Origin of the sequence: Limnohabitans sp. WS1, assembly GCF_003063265.1 — a bacterium.
Taxonomy (GTDB): domain Bacteria; phylum Pseudomonadota; class Gammaproteobacteria; order Burkholderiales; family Burkholderiaceae_C; genus Limnohabitans_A.
The window spans coordinates 532,148-550,299 of the sequence record NZ_NERU01000001.1; the positions used below are offsets into that span (position 1 = coordinate 532,148).

At 62.9% G+C, this 18,152-nt stretch carries 20 protein-coding genes; 10 read left to right on the forward strand and 10 right to left on the reverse strand.

All coding sequences use genetic code 11. From position 1 onward, the window contains the following. Window positions 1-253: 253 nt before the first annotated feature. From B9Z48_RS02545 to B9Z48_RS02565, 5 genes are all read right to left on the reverse strand, one after another. Window positions 254-874, reverse strand: coding sequence for a hypothetical protein (locus tag B9Z48_RS02545; protein ID WP_089955390.1), 621 nt, complete (start codon window positions 872-874; stop codon window positions 254-256). 168 nt (window positions 875-1,042) lie between these two features. Then, entirely contained in the window at window positions 1,043-1,471 is a 429-nt protein-coding gene (locus B9Z48_RS02550) for a c-type cytochrome (RefSeq protein ID WP_089955392.1), read from the reverse strand. A 464-nt stretch (window positions 1,472-1,935) separates the two neighbouring features. Beyond that, the gene (gene pcp, locus B9Z48_RS02555; RefSeq protein ID WP_089955395.1) at window positions 1,936-2,592 is read right to left on the reverse strand and encodes a pyroglutamyl-peptidase I; all 657 of its coding nucleotides are present in this window, start codon (window positions 2,590-2,592) and stop codon (window positions 1,936-1,938) included. 14 nt (window positions 2,593-2,606) lie between these two features. Continuing rightward, window positions 2,607-4,043: an NAD-dependent succinate-semialdehyde dehydrogenase gene (locus B9Z48_RS02560; RefSeq protein ID WP_089955398.1), complete on the reverse strand. Its 1,437-nt coding sequence runs from the start codon at window positions 4,041-4,043 to the stop codon at window positions 2,607-2,609. Window positions 4,044-4,166: 123 nt separating this feature from the next. Then, window positions 4,167-5,054, reverse strand: coding sequence for a LysR family transcriptional regulator (locus B9Z48_RS02565; protein ID WP_089955402.1), 888 nt, complete (start codon window positions 5,052-5,054; stop codon window positions 4,167-4,169). Window positions 5,055-5,152: 98 nt separating this feature from the next. Between B9Z48_RS02565 and B9Z48_RS02570 the strand changes: the two genes are divergently transcribed. From B9Z48_RS02570 to B9Z48_RS02585, 4 genes are all read left to right on the forward strand, one after another. Further along, window positions 5,153-5,938 (forward strand): class III extradiol ring-cleavage dioxygenase, encoded by a 786-nt coding sequence (locus B9Z48_RS02570; RefSeq protein WP_108377027.1) that lies wholly within the window; start codon window positions 5,153-5,155, stop codon window positions 5,936-5,938. A gap of 22 nt (window positions 5,939-5,960) precedes the next feature. Continuing rightward, entirely contained in the window at window positions 5,961-6,494 is a 534-nt protein-coding gene (locus B9Z48_RS02575; RefSeq protein ID WP_108377028.1) for a cytochrome b, read from the forward strand. A gap of 38 nt (window positions 6,495-6,532) precedes the next feature. Then, on the forward strand, window positions 6,533-7,099 hold the full coding sequence (locus tag B9Z48_RS02580) for a YceI family protein (protein ID WP_089955409.1): 567 nt from the start codon (window positions 6,533-6,535) through the stop codon (window positions 7,097-7,099). 139 nt (window positions 7,100-7,238) lie between these two features. Further along, entirely contained in the window at window positions 7,239-7,817 is a 579-nt protein-coding gene (locus B9Z48_RS02585; RefSeq protein WP_089955412.1) for a YceI family protein, read from the forward strand. Window positions 7,818-7,939: 122 nt separating this feature from the next. On the opposite strand, the gene B9Z48_RS02590 is transcribed toward B9Z48_RS02585, so the two are convergent. From B9Z48_RS02590 to B9Z48_RS02600, 3 genes are read right to left on the reverse strand one after another with little or no spacing between them, the layout of a single operon-like run. Then, a complete protein-coding gene (locus B9Z48_RS02590) occupies window positions 7,940-9,370 on the reverse strand; it encodes a sensor histidine kinase (protein WP_108377029.1) in 1,431 nt (476 codons plus the stop codon). Further along, window positions 9,367-10,041: a response regulator transcription factor gene (locus B9Z48_RS02595; protein ID WP_108377030.1), complete on the reverse strand. Its 675-nt coding sequence runs from the start codon at window positions 10,039-10,041 to the stop codon at window positions 9,367-9,369. Before B9Z48_RS02595 ends, B9Z48_RS02590 begins: the two co-directional genes overlap by 4 nt. An 8-nt stretch (window positions 10,042-10,049) precedes the next feature. Beyond that, window positions 10,050-10,397: a PepSY domain-containing protein gene (locus B9Z48_RS02600; RefSeq protein WP_233260997.1), complete on the reverse strand. Its 348-nt coding sequence runs from the start codon at window positions 10,395-10,397 to the stop codon at window positions 10,050-10,052. Window positions 10,398-10,516: 119 nt separating this feature from the next. Between B9Z48_RS02600 and B9Z48_RS02605 the strand changes: the two genes are divergently transcribed. The 3 genes from B9Z48_RS02605 (at window position 10,517) to B9Z48_RS02615 (ending at window position 12,323) form a co-directional block, all read left to right on the forward strand. Continuing rightward, window positions 10,517-10,960: a DUF1924 domain-containing protein gene (locus B9Z48_RS02605; RefSeq protein ID WP_108377032.1), complete on the forward strand. Its 444-nt coding sequence runs from the start codon at window positions 10,517-10,519 to the stop codon at window positions 10,958-10,960. A gap of 121 nt (window positions 10,961-11,081) precedes the next feature. Beyond that, on the forward strand, window positions 11,082-11,552 hold the full coding sequence (locus B9Z48_RS02610; RefSeq protein WP_108377188.1) for a diheme cytochrome c: 471 nt from the start codon (window positions 11,082-11,084) through the stop codon (window positions 11,550-11,552). A gap of 81 nt (window positions 11,553-11,633) precedes the next feature. Then, window positions 11,634-12,323, forward strand: a complete 690-nt coding sequence (locus B9Z48_RS02615; protein ID WP_158273195.1) for a cytochrome b/b6 domain-containing protein — start codon at window positions 11,634-11,636, stop codon at window positions 12,321-12,323. Between the two features lie 46 nt (window positions 12,324-12,369). Here B9Z48_RS02615 and B9Z48_RS02620 read toward each other — a convergent pair whose 3' ends face one another. Next, complete coding sequence (locus B9Z48_RS02620) at window positions 12,370-13,185, reverse strand: formate/nitrite transporter family protein (protein ID WP_108377034.1); 816 nt, start codon at window positions 13,183-13,185, stop codon at window positions 12,370-12,372. A 191-nt stretch (window positions 13,186-13,376) separates the two neighbouring features. Between B9Z48_RS02620 and B9Z48_RS02625 the strand changes: the two genes are divergently transcribed. From B9Z48_RS02625 to B9Z48_RS02635, 3 genes are read left to right on the forward strand one after another with little or no spacing between them, the layout of a single operon-like run. Continuing rightward, window positions 13,377-14,522, forward strand: a complete 1,146-nt coding sequence (locus tag B9Z48_RS02625) for a homoserine O-acetyltransferase (protein WP_089955430.1) — start codon at window positions 13,377-13,379, stop codon at window positions 14,520-14,522. Then, a complete protein-coding gene (metW, locus tag B9Z48_RS02630; protein WP_108377035.1) occupies window positions 14,519-15,103 on the forward strand; it encodes a methionine biosynthesis protein MetW in 585 nt (194 codons plus the stop codon). Before B9Z48_RS02625 ends, metW begins: the two co-directional genes overlap by 4 nt. Before the next feature lie 54 nt (window positions 15,104-15,157). After that, window positions 15,158-16,369 (forward strand): Bcr/CflA family efflux MFS transporter, encoded by a 1,212-nt coding sequence (locus B9Z48_RS02635; RefSeq protein ID WP_146186221.1) that lies wholly within the window; start codon window positions 15,158-15,160, stop codon window positions 16,367-16,369. 8 nt (window positions 16,370-16,377) lie between these two features. On the opposite strand, the gene B9Z48_RS02640 is transcribed toward B9Z48_RS02635, so the two are convergent. After that, a complete protein-coding gene (locus B9Z48_RS02640) occupies window positions 16,378-17,547 on the reverse strand; it encodes an MFS transporter (RefSeq protein ID WP_089955440.1) in 1,170 nt (389 codons plus the stop codon). Between the last annotated feature and the right edge of the window lie 605 nt (window positions 17,548-18,152).

Genomic DNA, 18,152 nt, shown 5'->3' on the forward strand with positions numbered 1-18,152 from the left:
GCTGAAGCCGCCGACCTACGAAGCCGGTGCTTCTTCGGGGCAGAGGTATTTGGTAGGTCGGAGCTTCAGCTCCGACAGTGGTTTCAATGGCGCTGACCATCGGTGCTGAGCCAAGGCCTCATGTCGGGGCTGAAGCCGCCGACCTGCGAAGCCGTTGCTTCTTCGGGGCAGAGGTATTTTGTAGGTCGGAGCTTCAGCTCCGACTGATGCAGGCTTCGGCGCGTCCAGTCATGTCGGGGCTGAAGCCGCCGACCTACGAAGAGACCACTTCAGTCTCGTGCACTTGACGCGCTTCACTGGCTTGCAGCCAGCCTTGGCCCGCCGCGTCTTGGGCCAGTTGGGCGATCAGGGCGCGGGCATCGGCGTTGACCAGGGCCACGGGTTGCAGGCGCAGGGCGGCGTCTGAAAAGTGGTGCACCACCTCGGCCACGTCGTCGGCGTCCAGGGCGGTGGGTTTAAAGACCGGGCTGCAAGAGACTTTTTGGCCTAAGGCGCGGTAAAACACCGCCGCCAGATGGGCCGAGGCACCGTACACACTGCGCTGCTGGCCAGCAGCGGTCACACGCAGGGTGTAGCCGTATTTGCCTTTGACGCACTCGGCCTGGGTGATGTCTTTCAAGGCCAAGTGGTGCACCAAGGTGCCCGTGTCGTTTTCTGACACCAGCAGTTGGCGGTCGGTCAGCAGCCACAGGCCACGGCCAGACAGCACCACGCGGCCCAGCACATAGCCCAACACCCGCTCGTCGGGCTGGATGTGGTTGCGCATCTGGTCCACATCGGCTTGCTTGAGCAGCTGGGCGCTGTAGGGGTTGTTCCCCTCGATCAACAGTTCACTCAGTTCGTTGCCGTTTTTCAAAAAGTCCAACCAAGCCATACGGGTATCTCCAAAATTGAGCCCTGCATGTTCGGCCATGGTCTCGGGGTACAGCCCCCTTGCTTGTGCAATGGACTTGTTTTGTGCCGGGTTATTGGGTCGACAAGCCGCGCTGCAACCCAGTTCTTGGCCCTGGCCATTGCCCTTGATCGTGCATGGCCCCAAGGTTCACGGCTGCTGGATCGTCTCGAGGTACTTGAGCAAAGACGCGATGCGTTGGCGTGCTGACCACTCGGCGGTGCGGGGTGAGTCGCCGGGTTCGGTCATGGCCCGGGCCTTGAACTCTTGGCCCCACACCGGCATCTCGCGCGAGCCGTGCGGGCCACCGTCGCCCGACCAGCGGCCATCGATCACCTCCCACATCAGCTCCTGCGGAAACTGGCCGCCATGGCGCTGCGCAATGCGTGTGAGATCGGAAGGTGGCTTGAGCAAAAATGAATGCATGGGGCCATCACCCTTGCCCGACGCGCCGTGGCAGCTGGCGCAGTTGTCCTTGTAATCGGCGCGGCCCAAGCCCACTGAAGTCTGTGCCCACGAGGCGGCGGTGATGCTGAGCAAGCTGGCAACGACGCAACGGCAAATGCTTTGTTTGTTCAAGTGGGCTCCTGACGTTTTGGTATGAGCCCCATGATCGTGAAAATACCCGCCGCCGTCTGTGCGCTGGCATGCCAAAACGGTGGGATAGAACGCCCATGGACAGGTCATGCAGTCGGGCGAACAGGCGGCGTTCTCGCAGTGACGGTTTTTTGCCTTTGTAGGAGCCCCGCCCTCGGGGCGATGGTGGGTGGTCTGCGAGGCTTGATCGCGACGGGGGCGTCGCTCCTACGGGAGTGCCCTGCGTTTTGTAGGAGCCCCGCCCTCGGGGCGATTGTTGGTGGTCTGCGAGGCTTGATCGCGACGAGGGCGTCGCTCCTACGGGGGGGTGCCCTGCGTTTTGTAGGAGCCCCGCCCCCGGGGCGATTGTTGGTGGCCTGCGAGGCTTGATCGCGACGGGGACGTCGCGCCTACGGGGGGCCCTGCATTGTGTGGGAACCCACCCCCCTTGGCCAAACCGGGGTGCTTCAGTTCAAGGTGCCGCCACTGATGGCCGCATCGGCCAGGCCTTGCTGGCGCTGCGCCAGGAGCAAAGTCAGGGCCTGCGTCACGCCGGCGATTTGCAAGCTGGCCGGCCAGCTGGGCAGGGTGGGGCCTTTCCACTGCGCGGCTTGCTCGGGCAGCAGCGGCAGGTGCATGAAGCCGCTGTGCACGCCCAGCCCCGCCAGCGTGTGCTGCAGGGCATAAAACACCTGGTTGCAGACAAAGGTGCCCGCCGTTTGCGACACCGAGGCTGGAAAACCCGCGGCCTTCAAGCCCGCCACCAAAGACTTGATGGGCAAGGTGCTGAAGTAGGCCGCAGGTCCCCCCGCGATCACCGGCACATCGATGGGCTGCGCCCCCGCGTTGTCGGGGATGCGGGCGTCTTGCACGTTGATGGCCACACGCTCAACCGAGAAATCACAACGCCCCTCGGCCTGGCCCAGGGACAGCACGATGTCAGGGCTGAGGTGAGCCAAGGCTTGCTGCAAAGCGGGCAGGGCCTTGGCAAACACACAAGGCAACTGCACCGCCGTGACTTGAGCGCCTTGCAGTTGCAAACCGTGCAAGGCACGCGCCACCTCCCACGACGGGTTGAGGCTTTGCCCGCCAAAGGGCTCAAAGCCGGTGACCAGGATGTGCATCACGGTCAGGCCCTTCAGGCGTTGAAGATCGACACCGTCTTGCTGTTCAGGTAAGCCTCCAGCGCCTCAGGGCCGCCTTCGGAGCCGTAACCCGAATCCTTGACACCGCCAAAAGGCAGCTCAGGCCAAGGCGCGGCAGGCTGGTTGACCCACAGCATGCCCACGTCCAGACGCTGGCTGAGCTGGTGCATGGTTTTCATGGAGTTGGTGAAGGCATAACCGGCCAGGCCAAAGGGCAGGCGGTTGGCTTCGGCAATCGCGTCTTCGATCTTCTCGAAGCTGCGGATCGCGGCGATCGGGCCAAAGGGCTCGTTGACCACCACATCGGCGTCCAGCGGCACATGCGAGAGCACTGTGGGCGCAAAGAAGTTGCCTTGGGTGCCAATGCGCTCACCACCTGTGAGCACCTTGGCACCCTTGGCGCGGGCGTCTTGCACGATGGACTGCATGGCGGCCAAGCGGCGATCGTTGGCCAGTGGCCCCATTTGTGTGCCTGCGGCCAGGCCATCGCCCACTTTCAGGGCCTGTGCTTGTGCGGCAAATTGTTCGGCAAAGGCGTCGGCAATGCTGTGGTGCACCAAAAAGCGGGTGGGCGAGATGCAGACCTGGCCCGCGTTGCGGAACTTGGCCGCACCGGCGGTCTTCAGCGCCAAGCCAATGTCGGCGTCTTCGGCCAGGATGACCGGGGCGTGGCCGCCCAGCTCCATGGTCACGCGTTTCATGTGCTGGCCGGCCAAGGCGGCCAGTTGCTTGCCCACAGGTGTGGAGCCGGTGAAGGTGATCTTGCGGATCAGCGGGTGCGCGATCAGGTAGTTCGAGATCTCGGCGGGTGTGCCATAGACCAAACCAATCACGCCAGCGGGCACGCCAGCGTCGTGAAAGGCGCGGATCAACTCGGCGGGCGCGGCAGGCGTTTCTTCGGGTGCTTTGACGATGATGGAGCAGCCGGTGGCCAAGGCGGCGGACATTTTGCGCACGGCCTGGTTGATGGGGAAGTTCCAGGGCGTGAAGGCGGCCACAGGCCCCACAGGCTGCTTGAGCACTTGCTGCTGCACGTGGATGTTGCGCGGTGGCACGATGCGGCCATACACGCGGCGGCCTTCTTCTGCAAACCACTCGATGATGTCGGCGGCCGACATGGCCTCGACCTTGGCTTCGGCCAAGGGCTTGCCTTGCTCTTGGGTGAGCAGCTCGGCAATTTGGGGGGCACGTTCACGCATCAGGGCGGCGGCCTTGCGCAGGATGGCGCTGCGCTCGTTGGCCGGCACATCGCGCCACAACTCAAAGCCCTTTTGCGCCGCTTGCGCGGCACGCTCCAGGTCGGGGATGCCCGCATGCGCCAGGCGGCCGATTTCGGTGCCGGTGGCGGGGTTGAACACGGCCAGGGTGCGGCCGCCTTCGGCATCGCACCACTGGCCGTTGATGAAGAGTTGGGTGTTGGGGTAGGTCATGGCGGGGTCCAGTCAAAAAAACAGGCGTTCAATATGGAGAGAAAAGGAGGCGTAAAAACAATGGGCTGATTGTGGCTTGAAACCCGAGGGCTGCCGTCAACACCGTGACAGCGGGCAGGCCCATCAAGGTCCCGCCAGACAAGCCGAGAGGTGTTCAATCAGCACATTCACCCGGTGCGGGATGTAGCGGTTGCTGGGCAAGACGGCGTAAATGCCCAAGGGCGGCGCTTCGAAGTCTTGCAAGATCTCGACCACTTCGCCGCTTTGCAAGAACGGCTCGGCGATGAAGTCGGGTTGCAAGGTGATGCCCATGCCCTGCGCCGCCGCCTGCACCAAAGCCAGGCCATTGTTGGCCTGGATGCGGCCGCGCACCGCAAACAACTGCGGCTGGCCTTGAACGCGATACGGCCAGCTTGCGCCTTTGGCGGTGATGGAATAGACCAAGCATTCGTGGTGACGCAACTCATCGGGGTGGCGCGGTGTGCCGTGTTCGGACAGGTAAGCGGGTGACACCAAGGTGAGCAATCGGCAATGCCCCAGGCTGCGCACAATGTCGCCGGGCTGCAGGTCGGCGGTGATGCGGATCGACAGGTCGATGCCCTCTTCGATCAGGTTGGCCCTTTGGTCCGAAAAGTCCATCAGCAGCTCGATGTGCGGCTGCGCTTTGGCGAACTCCAGCAAGGCGGGCATGAGCCGCTGCAGGCCAAAGCTCAGCGGCAGGCCCAGGCGGATGCGCCCGCGTGGCACCGCTTTTTCTTCGTCCAGGCTGGCTTCGGCGGCGTCCACCATGTTCAGGATGACGCGGCATTTTTCGAGGTAGGCCGCCCCTGCGGGGGTGAGGGTCAGGCTGCGGGTGCTGCGTGTGATGAGTTTGACGCGCAGGCGCTTTTCAAGTGCCGCGATTTGGCGCGTGACCACCGAGCGGGCCACCTGCAGTTGGTCGGCCACGGCGGTGAAGCTGCCCGCTTCGGCCACCCGCACAAAGGTTTGCATTGCATCGAGTTTGTCCATTGTTGCCAATTGTGCAACAAAGATTTGAAAATTCGATACTTTTTCAAATCGACAGAGCCGTCTAAAGTCCAAAACAACACCACACAAGCCACACCACCATGTCTGCCCCACGTCCCGTTCTGTTTGTTCCCCATGGCTCACCCATGTTTGCCTTGCAGCCCGGTGCAGCGGGCGCGGCCATGAGCCACGTCGCGACCCAACTGGGCACGCCCCGCGCCATCGTGGTGGTCAGCCCGCACTGGGACACGGCAGTGCCTACTGTGGGCTTTGCCACCCGGCCCGAAACCATTCACGACTTTGGCGGCTTTGACCCGCGCTTGTACGAGATGCAATACCCCGCCACGGGCTGCCCCGAAGTCGCCGCTCAGGTCGTCAAAGCTTTGCAACAGGCCGGTTTGCCCGTGGCACAAGACGCCCAACGCGGCCTGGACCATGGGGCCTGGATTCCGTTGCGCCAGATGTTCCCCGACGCCGACGTGCCGGTGGTGCCGCTGTCGGTGCAAAGCCATCTGGGCCCGGCCCACGCTTACCGCGTGGGCCAGGCCCTGGCCTCTCTGGCTGCGCAAAACATTCTGGTCATGGCCTCGGGCAACATCACCCACAACCTGCGCGACCTGATGGTGTTGCGGTCACAAGGCGGTGCCACACCCGCTTATGTGCAGGCCTTTGCCGACTGGATCCACACCCACATGGTCCAGCGGGATGTGACTGGCCTGCTGGCCTACCGACAGCAAACCTCGGGCCAACGCGCCCACCCGAGCGACGAGCACCTGTTGCCCCTGTTCACCGCACTGGGTGCTGCGGGTGCCGACGCACAGCCAGAAGCGTTTTTCCGGGGTATCAGTGACCATGTGATCGCCATGGACGGCTACACATTTCACTGAACCCCCTCAAGGAGCACACACCATGCACACGCCGCACTACACGCGCACCGCCAAGAGCCTGCACTGGCTCATGGCCCTGATGATTTTGGGCCTGCTGGCACTGGGCTTTTACATGAGCGACCTGCCGCTCTCGCCCCAAAAACTGCAGTACTACGCGTGGCACAAATGGGCGGGTGTGAGCGTGTTTTTGCTGGTTTGGCTGCGCCTGCTGTGGCGCCTCACGCACCGTCCACCGGCCCTGCCGGACAGCATGCCGCGTCACATGCAGTGGGCGGCCCACGCGGGCCACTTTTTGCTGTATGCGCTGATGATCGCCATCCCTTTGAGCGGCTGGCTCATGAGTTCGGCCAAAGGCGTGCCCACCGTCTGGTTTGGCGTGCTGCCGATTCCCGACCTGATTGGCAAAGACAAGGCACTGGGCAAAAGCCTGGCCGAGTTGCATGAGGCCTTGAACATCGGCTTGCTGGTGCTGATGGCAGGCCATGTCGCAGCTGCGTTTTTCCACCACTTTTTTCACAAAGACGACACGGTGCGCCGCATGTTGCCTGCCCGTTGAATGACCCCTTGATTTGACCCCGTGATTTGAGACCCCCCATGAAAACCGCTTTGAAAAATACCTTCCCCCTGGCGGTGCTCGCCCTGGCCATGCAAACTCAGGCCGCGCCATACACCGCCATCGTGCCAGCCAAAAGCAGCGTCACCTTCAGCTACAAACAAATGGGCGTGGCCATGGACGGCCGTTTCAAGAAATTTGCCGCCCAGGTGAACTTTGACCCCGCCAAAGCAGAACAAGCCAAGGTCAGCTTTGAAGTCGATCTGGCCAGCGTGGATGCGGGATCGAGCGAGGCCGATGACGAAGTGGTGACCAAATCGTGGTTCAACGCGGCGGCTTTCCCCAAAGCCCAGTTTGTGGCCAAACAGATCAAACCCACCGCGCTCAACCAGTACGAAGTGCAGGGCACGCTGAGCATCAAGGGCCTGGCGCGTGAGGTGAAATTTCCCATGAAACACACCGCACAAGGCAAGGACGGCCTGCTGACGGGCGGTTTCACCCTCAAACGCGCCGACTACAGCATCGGTGAAGGCATGTGGGCCAAATTCGATGTGGTGGCCAACGACATCCAGGTCAACTTTTCCATCGCCACCACCTTGGGCAAATAAACCAGCGATGCCCCCCGGTAGGAGCCCACCCTGTGGGCGATCGGCGCGGCACGCGCCGCCCAGCAGTCCAACACTTGCCGACAAGCACAAGATCCCTTTTTTTCAACCGCAAATTTCTTTTTTCAACAGGAGCTTTCTCATGACATCGTTCAAAAAAATCGCCGCCGCTTTGGCCTTCGCATCGGTGGCCGCAGGCTCGGCCCTGGCCGCGCCCGTGACCTACAACGTGGACGGCTCGCACACCTTCCCTCGTTTTTCGTATTCGCACTTTGGCCTGTCCACGCAGCTGAGCAGCTTCAGCAACACCACCGGCAAAGTGGTGTTTGACGCCGACGCCAAGACCGGCTCGGTGGACATCGTGATCGACATGAAATCGGTGAACACCGGCTCGGCGCTCTTCAACGGCCACATCCAGGGCGAAGACTTCCTGGATACCGCCAAGTTCCCCACCGCCACGTTCAAGTCGACCAAGGTGGTGTTTGAAGGCGACAAGCCCAAAACCATCGAAGGCGAGCTGACCATCAAAGGCGTGACCAAGCCCGTGACCTTGACGGTCACCAGCTTTCAGGCCATGCCCCATCCCATGATGAAAAAACCCGCTCTGGGCGCCAACGCTTTCACCACCGTCAAGCGCACCGAGTTCAATGCCGGCAAATACGCGCCTTACGTGGGTGACGAGGTGCGCATCGACATCGCCATCGAAGCTGTGGCCCCTTGATCCGTTGAGTGCTGGGCGTTGAGCAGGTGATACCCTGCGAACGCCCCCCCTGTAGGAGCGACGCCCTCGTCGCGATGGTCTCGCAGACTACCCTTGGTGCCTTGGCTAGCAGAGCCGACCGGTCATGGCATCGCGGCAGGCAGCACCAAGGTGACTTGCAGACCCGCGCCCGAACTGGGGGTTTGCAGTGAAAGTTCACCGCCATACACATCCACCAAGTCCCTGACGATGGCCAGGCCCAAGCCGCTGCCGGGCACTGACTCGTCCAAGCGCACGCCGCGCTGCAAGACCTGCGGCATTTGCGCCGGTGACATGCCCGGCCCATCGTCTTCGATGTCGATGCGGCAGCGCCTTGGGCCCTCATCCCTTGTGCCCGTCGGTACGCCATCGGCCCAGGGCATCACCCGAATGCGCACCGCGCTGTGCGCCCATTGGCAGGCGTTGTCCAGCACATTGCCCAGCATCTCTTGCAGGTCTTGCGCTTCACCGGCAAATTGCACTTGGGCGTCGGCGTCATCCCAGCTGATGCTCAGGCCACGATCGGCGTGCACGCGCTGCATCACTCGAACCAAGCCTTGCAAGGTGGGCACCACGGGCACGCGCTGACCGGGCAAGCCCACTGTGGCGGCCATGCGCGAGCGGGCCAGGTGCCAGTCGATGTGCCGCCGGGCCGCTTGCACCTGCTCCTTGACCAGCAGCGCCAAACCCGAGTCTTCGCTCGCATGCGCAGCCTGCCCTAGCACCGTCAAGGGCGTTTTCAGGGCGTGCGCCAGATTGCCCGCCTGTGTGCGGGCGCGGCTCACCACCTCGTCGTTGCGGTCCAGCACGCTGTTGAAATCGCTCACCAAGGGCTGCACTTCGCTGGGAAAATCGCCTTGCAGACGGGGCGAACGACCGGCCCGAACGCTTTGCAAACTCTGGTGCAGGGCCTGCAATGGCCGCAAGCCCAAAGCCACTTGTGCCCATGCGGCCGCCAGCAAAAGCACCAGCAGCGCCGCGAGCGAGACACCCAACACCCGCTGAAAACCCGCCACCGCTTCGTGTGTGTCTTTCAAATCGCCCGCCACACTCAAGCGCCAACGCAGCCGCTCATCGGGCCGCACCGTGCGCTCGAGCACGCGCAAGCGGGTGTCGCCTGGACCGGGCAATTCGTGGGCGTGCGTTTCGCCGTCGCGCAGCACATCCGGGGGCAAGGCCAATTGCGTGTCCCACAAAGAACGTGAACGCAGCACCCCCGGCCGCACCTGGCCAGGTGTGAGCTCGTCCAACTGCCAATACAGACCCGACAAGGGCCGCTGCCAGCGCGGATCGGACAGCGCCAGCGCATCAACCACGGGCTGGCCCTGCGCATTGACCGACAGACGGGCGGTGACTTGGGTCAGCTGTTGGGCCAGGCTTTTTTCAAACTGCCGCAGCACATGCTCGTGAAACAAGCCATTGAGCACCAAGCCCGCCAACACCAGGGCCAGCGACAAACCCAGCAGCGTGGCCGCCAGTAAGCGAAAACGCAAAGAGCCCAGCAGGCTGTGGGGCCGCGTGCCCAAGGGGGTCATCGTCCCCCGTCCTTGAGCTGGACCAGCCGGTATCCCAGGCCACGCACAGTCTCGATGTTCAGCGTGGGCAGCTTCTTGCGCAAACGCCCGACAAACACCTCGATGGTGTTGGAGTCACGGTCAAAGTCTTGCGCGTAAATGTGCGCGATCAGTTCGCTGCGCGAGACCACCGCCTCGGGGCGGTGCATCAGGTAGTCCAGCACTTTGTATTCGTGGCTGGTCAAGGGCACGGTCTGGCCCATGGCGGTCACGCGGCCGCTGCGGGTGTCCAGCGCCACCTCGCCATGGCGCAGCACCGCAGAGGCCACCCCATGGGCCCGCCGGATCAAAGCGCGAACGCGGGCCAGCAACTCTTCCATGTGAAAGGGCTTGGTCAGGTAATCGTCGGCTCCGGCATCGATGCCCGAGACCTTGTCGTGCCAGTTGTCACGCGCCGTCAAAATCAGCACCGGCATGCTGTGGCCTTGGTCGCGCCAGCGCTGCAGCACGGTCAAGCCATCCATCAGCGGCAAGCCCAAATCCAGCACCACGGCGTCAAACGCTTCGGTCTCGCCCAAAAAGTGGGCATCTCGCCCGTTGTCAGCGGGCACCACCACATAACCGGCCTCGGCCAGACCTGAGCGCAACTGCTCACGCAAGGTGGGTTCGTCTTCAACCAACAAGATGCGCATGGGGGGTCTCAGCGTGTTTTTTGCTCAAGCAAGGCACCCGTGCGGGCATCGATCTTGAGCTTGCTCAAACGGCCATCGGGCTTGAGCAATTTGATTTCGTACTGCCATTGCCGGTCGCGGCTTTCCAGCTCCACCTCAAGCACTTGCCCGGGATGGTCTCGCTCGATGTTGGCCAACACCTTGGACAAGGGCATGACCTGCCCGGACTGCACCGCTTGCCGGGCGCGTTCGTGGTCGCCCTTGTCGCTGGCCCCTGCGCCGCCATGCCAGCCCAAGGCAGACACGGCCAGCAGGGCGCAGATGGCCTGGGTCCTCAAAGCAAGCGGCAAGCAGGCGGAGTGGGAGGTGTTTTTCACAGCGCCATTGTCCTGCACAAAAGCTGAACAGACCCTGAACAAAGGCTTCAGCTGCCGTTCAAGTGGGGCTTCACACAATGCAGCCATTCGCTCATTGAACCCCTGAAAGGAGAACCCCCATGCGCCCATCGCAACATTCATCTCATTCGTCCCGGCTCCCCACCCGCCTGTGGGCACTGGCAGCGTTGTGCGCCGCCCAAACCCTGATCATGCCCGGAGCCCAAGCCGCCGACACCACCCCTGCCCAGCAATTGAGCCACTGGACAGCGCAAGCGGGTGCCCCGGCTCAGGCCGATCGGGGCGAGGCCTTTTTCAAGCAAGGCCACGGCGGCGAATGGTCTTGCGCCTCGTGCCACGGCACACCGCCCACCGCGCAGGGCAAGCACGCCAGCACCGGCAAAAGCATCGAGCCCCTGGCCCCGGCCTTCAATGCCAAAGCCTTCACCGACACGGCCAAAACCAACAAATGGTTCAAACGCAACTGCAAAGACGTGCTCAGCCGCGAATGCAGCGCCCAGGAAAAAGCCGATGTGCTGGCTTACCTGACCCGCATCAAACCTTAAAGCCCCCACGGCTCGCATGATGGACACAAAGACCATGAACCCGCACTTGAAAACCACCCCCTCCAGACACTGGGCTCACCCCGTCGCGCCGACTTGGGTGCGGCACACCTTGGCTGTCGTCATGTTGAGCAGCTTGGGCTTGACCGCCGCACACGCCGACGGTTCACGCATGCCCGCCAAAATTTTGCCGTCTTACACCGCCGAATGCGCCGCATGCCACACCGCCTACCCGCCCGGCATGCTGCCCGCACGGTCCTGGCAACGCGTCATGAAAGGGCTGGACCAACACTACGGCAGCGACGCTTCCCTGGACGCCAAAACCGTGACCGAGATCGGCCAGTGGCTGCAAACCCATGCGGGCACCTACAAGCGCGTGGCCGAAGAGCCGCCGCAAGACCGCCTGACCCGCTCGGCCTGGTTCGAGCGCAAGCACCGCCAGATCGACAAGGCCGTCTGGCAGCTGCCCAGCGTCAAGTCAGCCGCCAACTGCGCCTCCTGCCACACCGGCACCGAACGCGGCATGTTCGACGACCACAACTTGAAACGCCCGGCTGGCCTGAGCGCCTCGCAAAGCCGCGCCTGGAACGACTGAAGAAAGCCCCTCATGACCCACACCAGGCCCCTCATTCCCGCCTCGCCGCCATCGGCTCCGGTGCGCACATCGTCCCCATCCATGGCCTCAGCCCCCCCTCAAACGCCCAGCAACCCGGCACCGGGCCGCTTGGTCATCGATGCGCCCATGCGCATGTTCCACGCCCTGTTTGCCCTGAGCTTTTGTGGGGCCTACATCACGGCCGACAGTGAACACTGGCGCTTGGTGCATGTGGTGCTGGGTTACACCTTGGCTGGCATGCTGGCCTTTCGGCTGGTGTACGGACTGGTCGGCCCCAGACCGGCGCGGCTGAGCACCTTGTGGCGCAAAAGCAGCGGCACCTGGGCCTGGCTCCAAACGGTCAAAGCGGCGTTGTCCAAAGGTGGCAGTTGGCAAACTGTGGCCTGGCGACAAGGCCCCATTTTGCTCATGGCCGCATCGCTGACCAGCTTGTTGCTGGTCGTGTTGCCCTTGACCCTGAGCGGTTACGGCACCTTCCACGAATGGGGCGGGGATGTCGGGGTCGAGGTGTTCGAGGCGCTGCACGAATTTTTTGGCAACACCGCTTTGGCTTTGGTGTTGGCGCACCTGGCTTTGTTGGCCGGACAAAGTTTTTGGCGCAAAAAGAACCTGGCCCTGCCCATGCTGACCGGCCGCATCGAAGGCAAAGGCCCGGACCTGGTGCCCAGCAACCGCGCCTGGCTGGCCGCCGGGCTGTTGCTGAGTGTGGGGGTCTATTGGGCTTGGGAGTTTTTTCTGAGCTTGGCCTGATGCCGGTGCCCAAGACCCCCACAAGAGGGACTGAAAACGATGGTTTTCAAGTGAGCGGCTGGCGCTTGTAAATGACGTGGTAAACCCCGGCCACCAGCACCGCGCCCCCCAGCACATTCCCCAAAATCACGGGCAGCAGATTGCCCAGCATGCCGGCCCAAGTGACGGTGGGGTGGCCCGTCAGGCCGTCGTGCTGCAGCAGCATGGCCAGCGGCATCAGGTACATGTTGGCAATGCTGTGCTCAAAGCCAGCCGCCACAAAGGCCATCACCGGCAGCATCACCGCCACGGCCTTGTCGGTCACGCTGCGCCCGGCCATGGCCATCCACACGGCCATGCACACCAGCACATTGCACAGCACGCCGCGCAACAAGGCCGTGACAAAGGGCAGCTCCTGCTTGGCCACGGCGATCTGCACCACCTTGTGGCCAATCGCGCCGCCGTTGAGGCTGGCGTGGCCGCTGGCAAACACCAGCAGCGCCAGACCGGCCGCGCCCACGAAGTTGGCCAGGCACACAATGCCCCAGTTGCGCAGCACCTGCCCTGTGCTGACCCGGCCGTCGGCCCAGGCCATGACAATCAAGTTGTTGCCGGTGAACAGCTCGGCCCCGGCCACCACGACCATGAGCAAGCCCATGGCAAACACCAGGCCGCCCAGCACCGAACTGGCCGCAAAGCCCAGGCTCGGGTCGGACTTGACCAGCACAAACAACATGGCCCCCAAGCCAATGAAAGCCCCGGCCAGCACGCCCAGCAAAGCCAGCGGCAGCGCGGCCATGCGGGCCTTGGTCTCGCCCACGGCCTCGATGCGGCGGGCGATGTCGACGGGACTGTAGGCGTCCGAGCCATAGAGATCTGACATGCGTGCTCCTGAAAAGGGCGGGTGGCGTTCGTCATATACTTGACCCATGCGCCGATTTGAACCCGATTGCGGGCGCCGAAACCGTGATGGTTTCGAAATTCAGCTAAATGGCGTGTGTTTCATCTCACAGAAACCCGGCCCAGCTGACTGCGAAGCCGGGTTTTGTTTTTTTGCACACCTGAACACATTCGATGCTGATCGCCGAATCCCAAAGCATGCTGTTTGAAGCCCCTTTGCCTTTGCAAAGTGGTGCGTCCCTCCGTGGCTATTCGCTGAGCTACGAAACCTACGGCACGCTCAACGCCGACCAATCCAATGCCGTGTTGATCTGCCACGCGCTCAACGCCTCGCACCATGTGGCAGGCGTGTATGCCGACCAACCCAAAAACCTGGGCTGGTGGGACAACATGATCGGCCCGGGCAAGTCACTCGACACCGACCGCTTTTTTGTGATCGGCGTGAACAACCTGGGCTCGTGCTTTGGCTCGACCGGCCCCATGCATGTGAACCCCGACACCGGGCGCGTGTATGGCGCGGACTTTCCCGTGATCACGGTGGAAGACTGGGTCAACGCCCAAGCTCGCTTGCTGGACGCTTTGGGCATTGAACAACTGGCCGCCGTGATGGGTGGCAGTTTGGGCGGCATGCAGGCATTGAGTTGGACGCTGCAGTACCCCGAGCGCGTGAAGCACGCGGTGGTGGTGGCCAGCGCCCCCAACCTGAACGCCGAAAACATCGCTTTCAACGAAGTGGCCCGCCGCGCCATCGTGACCGACCCCGACTTTCATGATGGGCACTTTTATGCCCACGGCGTGGTGCCCAAACGCGGCCTGCGCATCGCCCGCATGATCGGCCACATCACGTATTTGAGCGACGACGTGATGAACGAAAAGTTTGGCCGCGAGCTGCGCAGTGCTGTCAACAGCCCCACCGGCTACAAATACTCCACGCAGGAAGTCGAATTCCAGATCGAAAGCTACCTGCGCTACCAAGGCGACAAGTTCAGCGAGTACTTTGACGCCAACACCTATTTGCTGATCACCCGGGCGCTCGATTACTTTGACCCGGCCCGCGCCTTTGGCGGCGACCTGTCCAAAGCGCTGGAGCGTGCCATCTGCAAGTTTTTGCTGATCAGCTTCACCACCGACTGGCGCTTTTCGCCGGCCCGCAGCCGCGAAATCGTCAAAGGCCTGATCGACAACCGCCGTGACGTGAGCTATGCCGAAATCGACGCCCCCCACGGCCACGACGCCTTTTTGCTCGACGACGAGCGCTACATGAACGTGGTGCGGGCCTACTTCGGCCAGATCGCCAACAGCCTGGGAGGTGCCGCATGAGCGACCCTTTGATCATGCAAGCCATCGCCCGCCTGGTCCCTCAAGGCGCACGCGTGCTCGACCTGGGCTGTGGCGACGGTGCCTTGCTCGCTTACCTGCAAGAACACAACGGCTGCACCGGCTACGGTGTGGAGCTGGACGACGCCAATGTGCTGGCCTGTGCCCAGCGTGGCGTGAACGTGTTGCAGCTCAACCTCGACCAGGGCCTGAAAGTTTTTGCCGACCAGTCGTTTGATGTGGTGCTGCAAATCGACACGCTGCAACACCTGCGCAACGCCGAAACCATGCTGCGCGAGACCGCCCGTGTCGGAAAAATCGGCATCGTCGCCTTTCCCAACTTTGCGCACTGGTTCAACCGCCTGAGCGTGCTGCGTGGCCGCATGCCGGTGACCAAGCGCCTGCCCTACCAGTGGTACGACACGCCCAACATCCGCGTGGGCACTTATGCCGACTTTGCCGACCTGGCCGGCAAGAACGATTTGCGCATCCTCGATGGGTTTGGCCTGCAACACGGTCAAGAAGTACGGTTTTTGCCCAACCTCATGGCGGGCACGGCGGTGTTCAAGTTGCAGCGTCCTTGAGCCCTTGCCCGGGCTGATCCTGTGGGTCATGCGCACCCCATTTTTTGGCCTTTCATGACTCCCTCTGCCGCTCACACCGATCATCCCGCCCAATCCCGCAGCCACTCCCCGTGGCTGATTGCCAATGTGTTGGCCCAAATCGCATTTGGCTTGCTGGCCATGACCTTGTGCCTGCCCTCCATGCAGGAATGGGGCACCCTTTTTGCCACCGATCAGGCCCATGTGCAGCTGACCTTCAGTGCTTATGTGGTCGCCTACGGTGCTTTGCAGCTGGTGTATGGCCCCTTGTCGGACCGACACGGGCGCAAGCCCATGTTGATGCTGGGCCTGGGGGTGGCGGGCTTGGCCTCGGTGATGGCCGCGTTGGCCACCGACATCACGATGCTCACTGCCGCTCGGGTGCTGCAAGGCGCGGGCAGTGCGGCCAGCATGGTGGTGGGGCGCTCCATGGTGCAAGACCTGTTCACGGGTCCACAGCGCACCCGCGTCATGGCCTATATAGGCATGGCGCTGGGCATGTGTCCGCCACTGGCCACGTTGATTGGTGGGCAGATCCATGTGCGCTTTGGCTGGCAAACCAACTTTGTGCTGTTGGCGGTGCTGGCGCTGTTGCTTGCGGTGGCGGCGTGGCTCGGTTTGCCGCGTGTGACCCCCGCTGCGCCAGCTGCTGGCCATTGGCTGCGGGCCATGCTCAGCGCTTATGCCCGCCTGTTGCGCGAGCCCCGCTATGTGCTTTATGTGGTCATCCTTGCCGCCACGACCGCCACGTTTTACGCTTTTCTGGCCGGGGCACCCATCGTGCTCAAGGGTTATGGCATCGGGCCGGACGGCATTGGTTGGTTCATCATGGCCGTGCCTGTGTCCTATATTTTGGGCAATTTCATGACCTCCCGGTTCATTGCGCGTGCAGGCGAATCGCGCGTCATGGCCTGGGGTCAGAGCCTGACGGTCGCAGGATTGCTCATCATGCTGGCGCTGGGTTTGGCGGGCGTACAAACACCGCTGGCCGTGGCGTTGCCACTGCTTTTGCTGGGGCTCGGTCACGGCTTCATCAACCCGCCAGCACTGGCGGGCACGGTTGGCGTGCTGCCCGCACTGGCTGGATCAGCCGCAGCGGTGGCTGGCCTGATGCAACAACTGACCGGGGCCACGGGCGGCTATTTGGTCGGGCTGGTGCCGCACCAAGGCGCAGTCAATCTGGCTTGGATGATGTTGGCTTTCACATCGATGGCGGTGGCTGCGCAGTGGGGTTTGCGCCGTCGTTGAGCCGTGTTTCAGGCGGCGTTCTTTTTTTGCTGCACCACCATCCACATCAAGGCTGCCCCTGTCAGGGTCACAGGCAAGAGCGAGCCGATGTTGAGCCAAGTCCAGCCCTGTGTGGTGACCAGTGCCCCAGAGGCGAACGAGGTCACGGCCATGGTGGCGAACACAAAGAAGTTGATGGCCGCCTGACCCCGGTCTTTTTCGGCGGGGGTCCAAGCCTGCATGGCCAGTGTGGTGCTGCCGGTGAACAGGAAGTTCCAGCCCAGGCCGAGTAAGAACAGCGAGATCAGGAACTGGTGCAGCTCCACGCCCGACAAGGCAATTGCAATGCACACAAAGTTGATGACCACGCCCACCGCCATGATCTGCAGCGTGCCGAATTTCTTGATCAAGTGGCCCGTGAAAAAGCCTGGCGCAAACATGCCGATCACATGCCACTCCAGCACCAGTGCCGCATCGTCAAAACTGAAGCCGCACACCTGCATGGCCAGCGGTGTGGCTGCCATGAGCAAGTTCATCACGCCGTAGCTGAGTGCCGCAGCGGCGGCCGCCACAATGAACACCGGCTGGCGCATGATCTCGGACAGGGGCCTGCCCACGCTGTCGCCCGGCTTTTTGGCGGGCACTGCCGGAAATCGGATGAAGGCCATGCACACCATGGCCAAAATCGCCACGATGCCCAGCGCCATGTAAGCGCCCAAAAACGGCGTTTCATACAAAGTGCGGGTCCGCGAGGCCAGGTTGGGGCCGACGATGGCGCCGATTAAGCCACCCGCCAGCACCAGCGAAACCGCTTTTTCCTTGAATCCGTCTGCCGCTAATTCGGCCGCCGCAAAACGGTACAACTGGCCGTTGGCGCTGTAGTAACCCGCAATGACCGTGGCCGACACCAGCAGCCAGAAGTTGTGGCTCCAGGCAGCATAAGCGGCCAGCAGCGCCGAAAACAAAGCCACCACCAGCCCCAGCTGAAAAGACACCTTGCGCCCCCAGCGTGACTGGCTCTTGGCCACCAGCCCGGTCGACAGCGCACCGCCCACCACATAGCCCATGACCGGCAAAGTGGCCATCCAGCCCAGCGGTGCCATGGACAAACCCACCAGCCCGTTGATGGCGATGAAGGTGACGTTGTTGGTGAAGAACAGGCCCTGGCAGAGCGTGAGGAGGATCAAGTTGGGGTTCATGACAGGCAGTGTATCGCCAGCCACTTATAAAACCCTGTCGCCTCGGCGCACTGCCCGCGATGAACCTTTGCGCCCCACCCCCCATCGCCCCGAGGACGGGATTCCCACAAAAAGCAGAGCGACCCCCCTGTAGGATCGACGCCCCCGTCGCGAAAACACTCGCAGACCCCCAAGAATCGCCCCGAGGGCGGGGCTCCTACAAAACGCGGGGCATCCCCCTGTAGGAGCGACGCCCCCGTCGCGAAAACCCTCGCAGATCACCAAGAATCGCCCCGAGGGTGGGATTCCCACAAAACGCAGAGCACCCCCCCCTGTAGGAGCGACGCCCCCGTCGCGATAACCCTCGCAGACCACCAAGAATCGCCCCGAGGGCGGGGCTCCCACAAAACGCGGGGCATCCCCCTGTAGGAGCGACGCCCCCGTCGCGAAAACCCTCGCAGACCCCCAAGAATCGCCCCGAGGGCGGGGCTCCCACAAAACGCGGGGCATCCCCCTGTAGGAGCGACGCCCCCGTCGCGATAACCCTCGCAGACCCCCAACAATCGCCCCGAGGGCGGGGCTCCCACAAAAAGCAGAGCATCCCCCCTGTAGGAGCGACGCCCCCG

What these genes read in the sequence shown, in the direction of transcription:
- B9Z48_RS02595 (WP_108377030.1), bottom strand. Translation starts at nt 10,041, where the DNA reads ATGCGCATCTTGTTGGTTGAAGACGAACCCACCTTGCGTGAGCAGTTG.
- B9Z48_RS02605 (WP_108377032.1), top strand. Translation starts at nt 10,517, where the DNA reads ATGCGCCCATCGCAACATTCATCTCATTCGTCCCGGCTCCCCACCCGC.
- B9Z48_RS02620 (WP_108377034.1), bottom strand. Translation starts at nt 13,185, where the DNA reads ATGTCAGATCTCTATGGCTCGGACGCCTACAGTCCCGTCGACATCGCC.
- B9Z48_RS02545 (WP_089955390.1), bottom strand. Translation starts at nt 874, where the DNA reads ATGGCTTGGTTGGACTTTTTGAAAAACGGCAACGAACTGAGTGAACTG.
- B9Z48_RS02585 (WP_089955412.1), top strand. Translation starts at nt 7,239, where the DNA reads ATGACATCGTTCAAAAAAATCGCCGCCGCTTTGGCCTTCGCATCGGTG.
- B9Z48_RS02635 (WP_146186221.1), top strand. Translation starts at nt 15,158, where the DNA reads ATGACTCCCTCTGCCGCTCACACCGATCATCCCGCCCAATCCCGCAGC.
- B9Z48_RS02625 (WP_089955430.1), top strand. Translation starts at nt 13,377, where the DNA reads ATGCTGATCGCCGAATCCCAAAGCATGCTGTTTGAAGCCCCTTTGCCT.
- metW (WP_108377035.1), top strand. Translation starts at nt 14,519, where the DNA reads ATGAGCGACCCTTTGATCATGCAAGCCATCGCCCGCCTGGTCCCTCAA.
- B9Z48_RS02580 (WP_089955409.1), top strand. Translation starts at nt 6,533, where the DNA reads ATGAAAACCGCTTTGAAAAATACCTTCCCCCTGGCGGTGCTCGCCCTG.
- B9Z48_RS02565 (WP_089955402.1), bottom strand. Translation starts at nt 5,054, where the DNA reads ATGGACAAACTCGATGCAATGCAAACCTTTGTGCGGGTGGCCGAAGCG.
- B9Z48_RS02640 (WP_089955440.1), bottom strand. Translation starts at nt 17,547, where the DNA reads ATGAACCCCAACTTGATCCTCCTCACGCTCTGCCAGGGCCTGTTCTTC.
- pcp (WP_089955395.1), bottom strand. Translation starts at nt 2,592, where the DNA reads ATGCACATCCTGGTCACCGGCTTTGAGCCCTTTGGCGGGCAAAGCCTC.
- B9Z48_RS02610 (WP_108377188.1), top strand. Translation starts at nt 11,082, where the DNA reads ATGTTGAGCAGCTTGGGCTTGACCGCCGCACACGCCGACGGTTCACGC.
- B9Z48_RS02560 (WP_089955398.1), bottom strand. Translation starts at nt 4,043, where the DNA reads ATGACCTACCCCAACACCCAACTCTTCATCAACGGCCAGTGGTGCGAT.
- B9Z48_RS02615 (WP_158273195.1), top strand. Translation starts at nt 11,634, where the DNA reads ATGGCCTCAGCCCCCCCTCAAACGCCCAGCAACCCGGCACCGGGCCGC.
- B9Z48_RS02590 (WP_108377029.1), bottom strand. Translation starts at nt 9,370, where the DNA reads ATGACCCCCTTGGGCACGCGGCCCCACAGCCTGCTGGGCTCTTTGCGT.
- B9Z48_RS02570 (WP_108377027.1), top strand. Translation starts at nt 5,153, where the DNA reads ATGTCTGCCCCACGTCCCGTTCTGTTTGTTCCCCATGGCTCACCCATG.
- B9Z48_RS02575 (WP_108377028.1), top strand. Translation starts at nt 5,961, where the DNA reads ATGCACACGCCGCACTACACGCGCACCGCCAAGAGCCTGCACTGGCTC.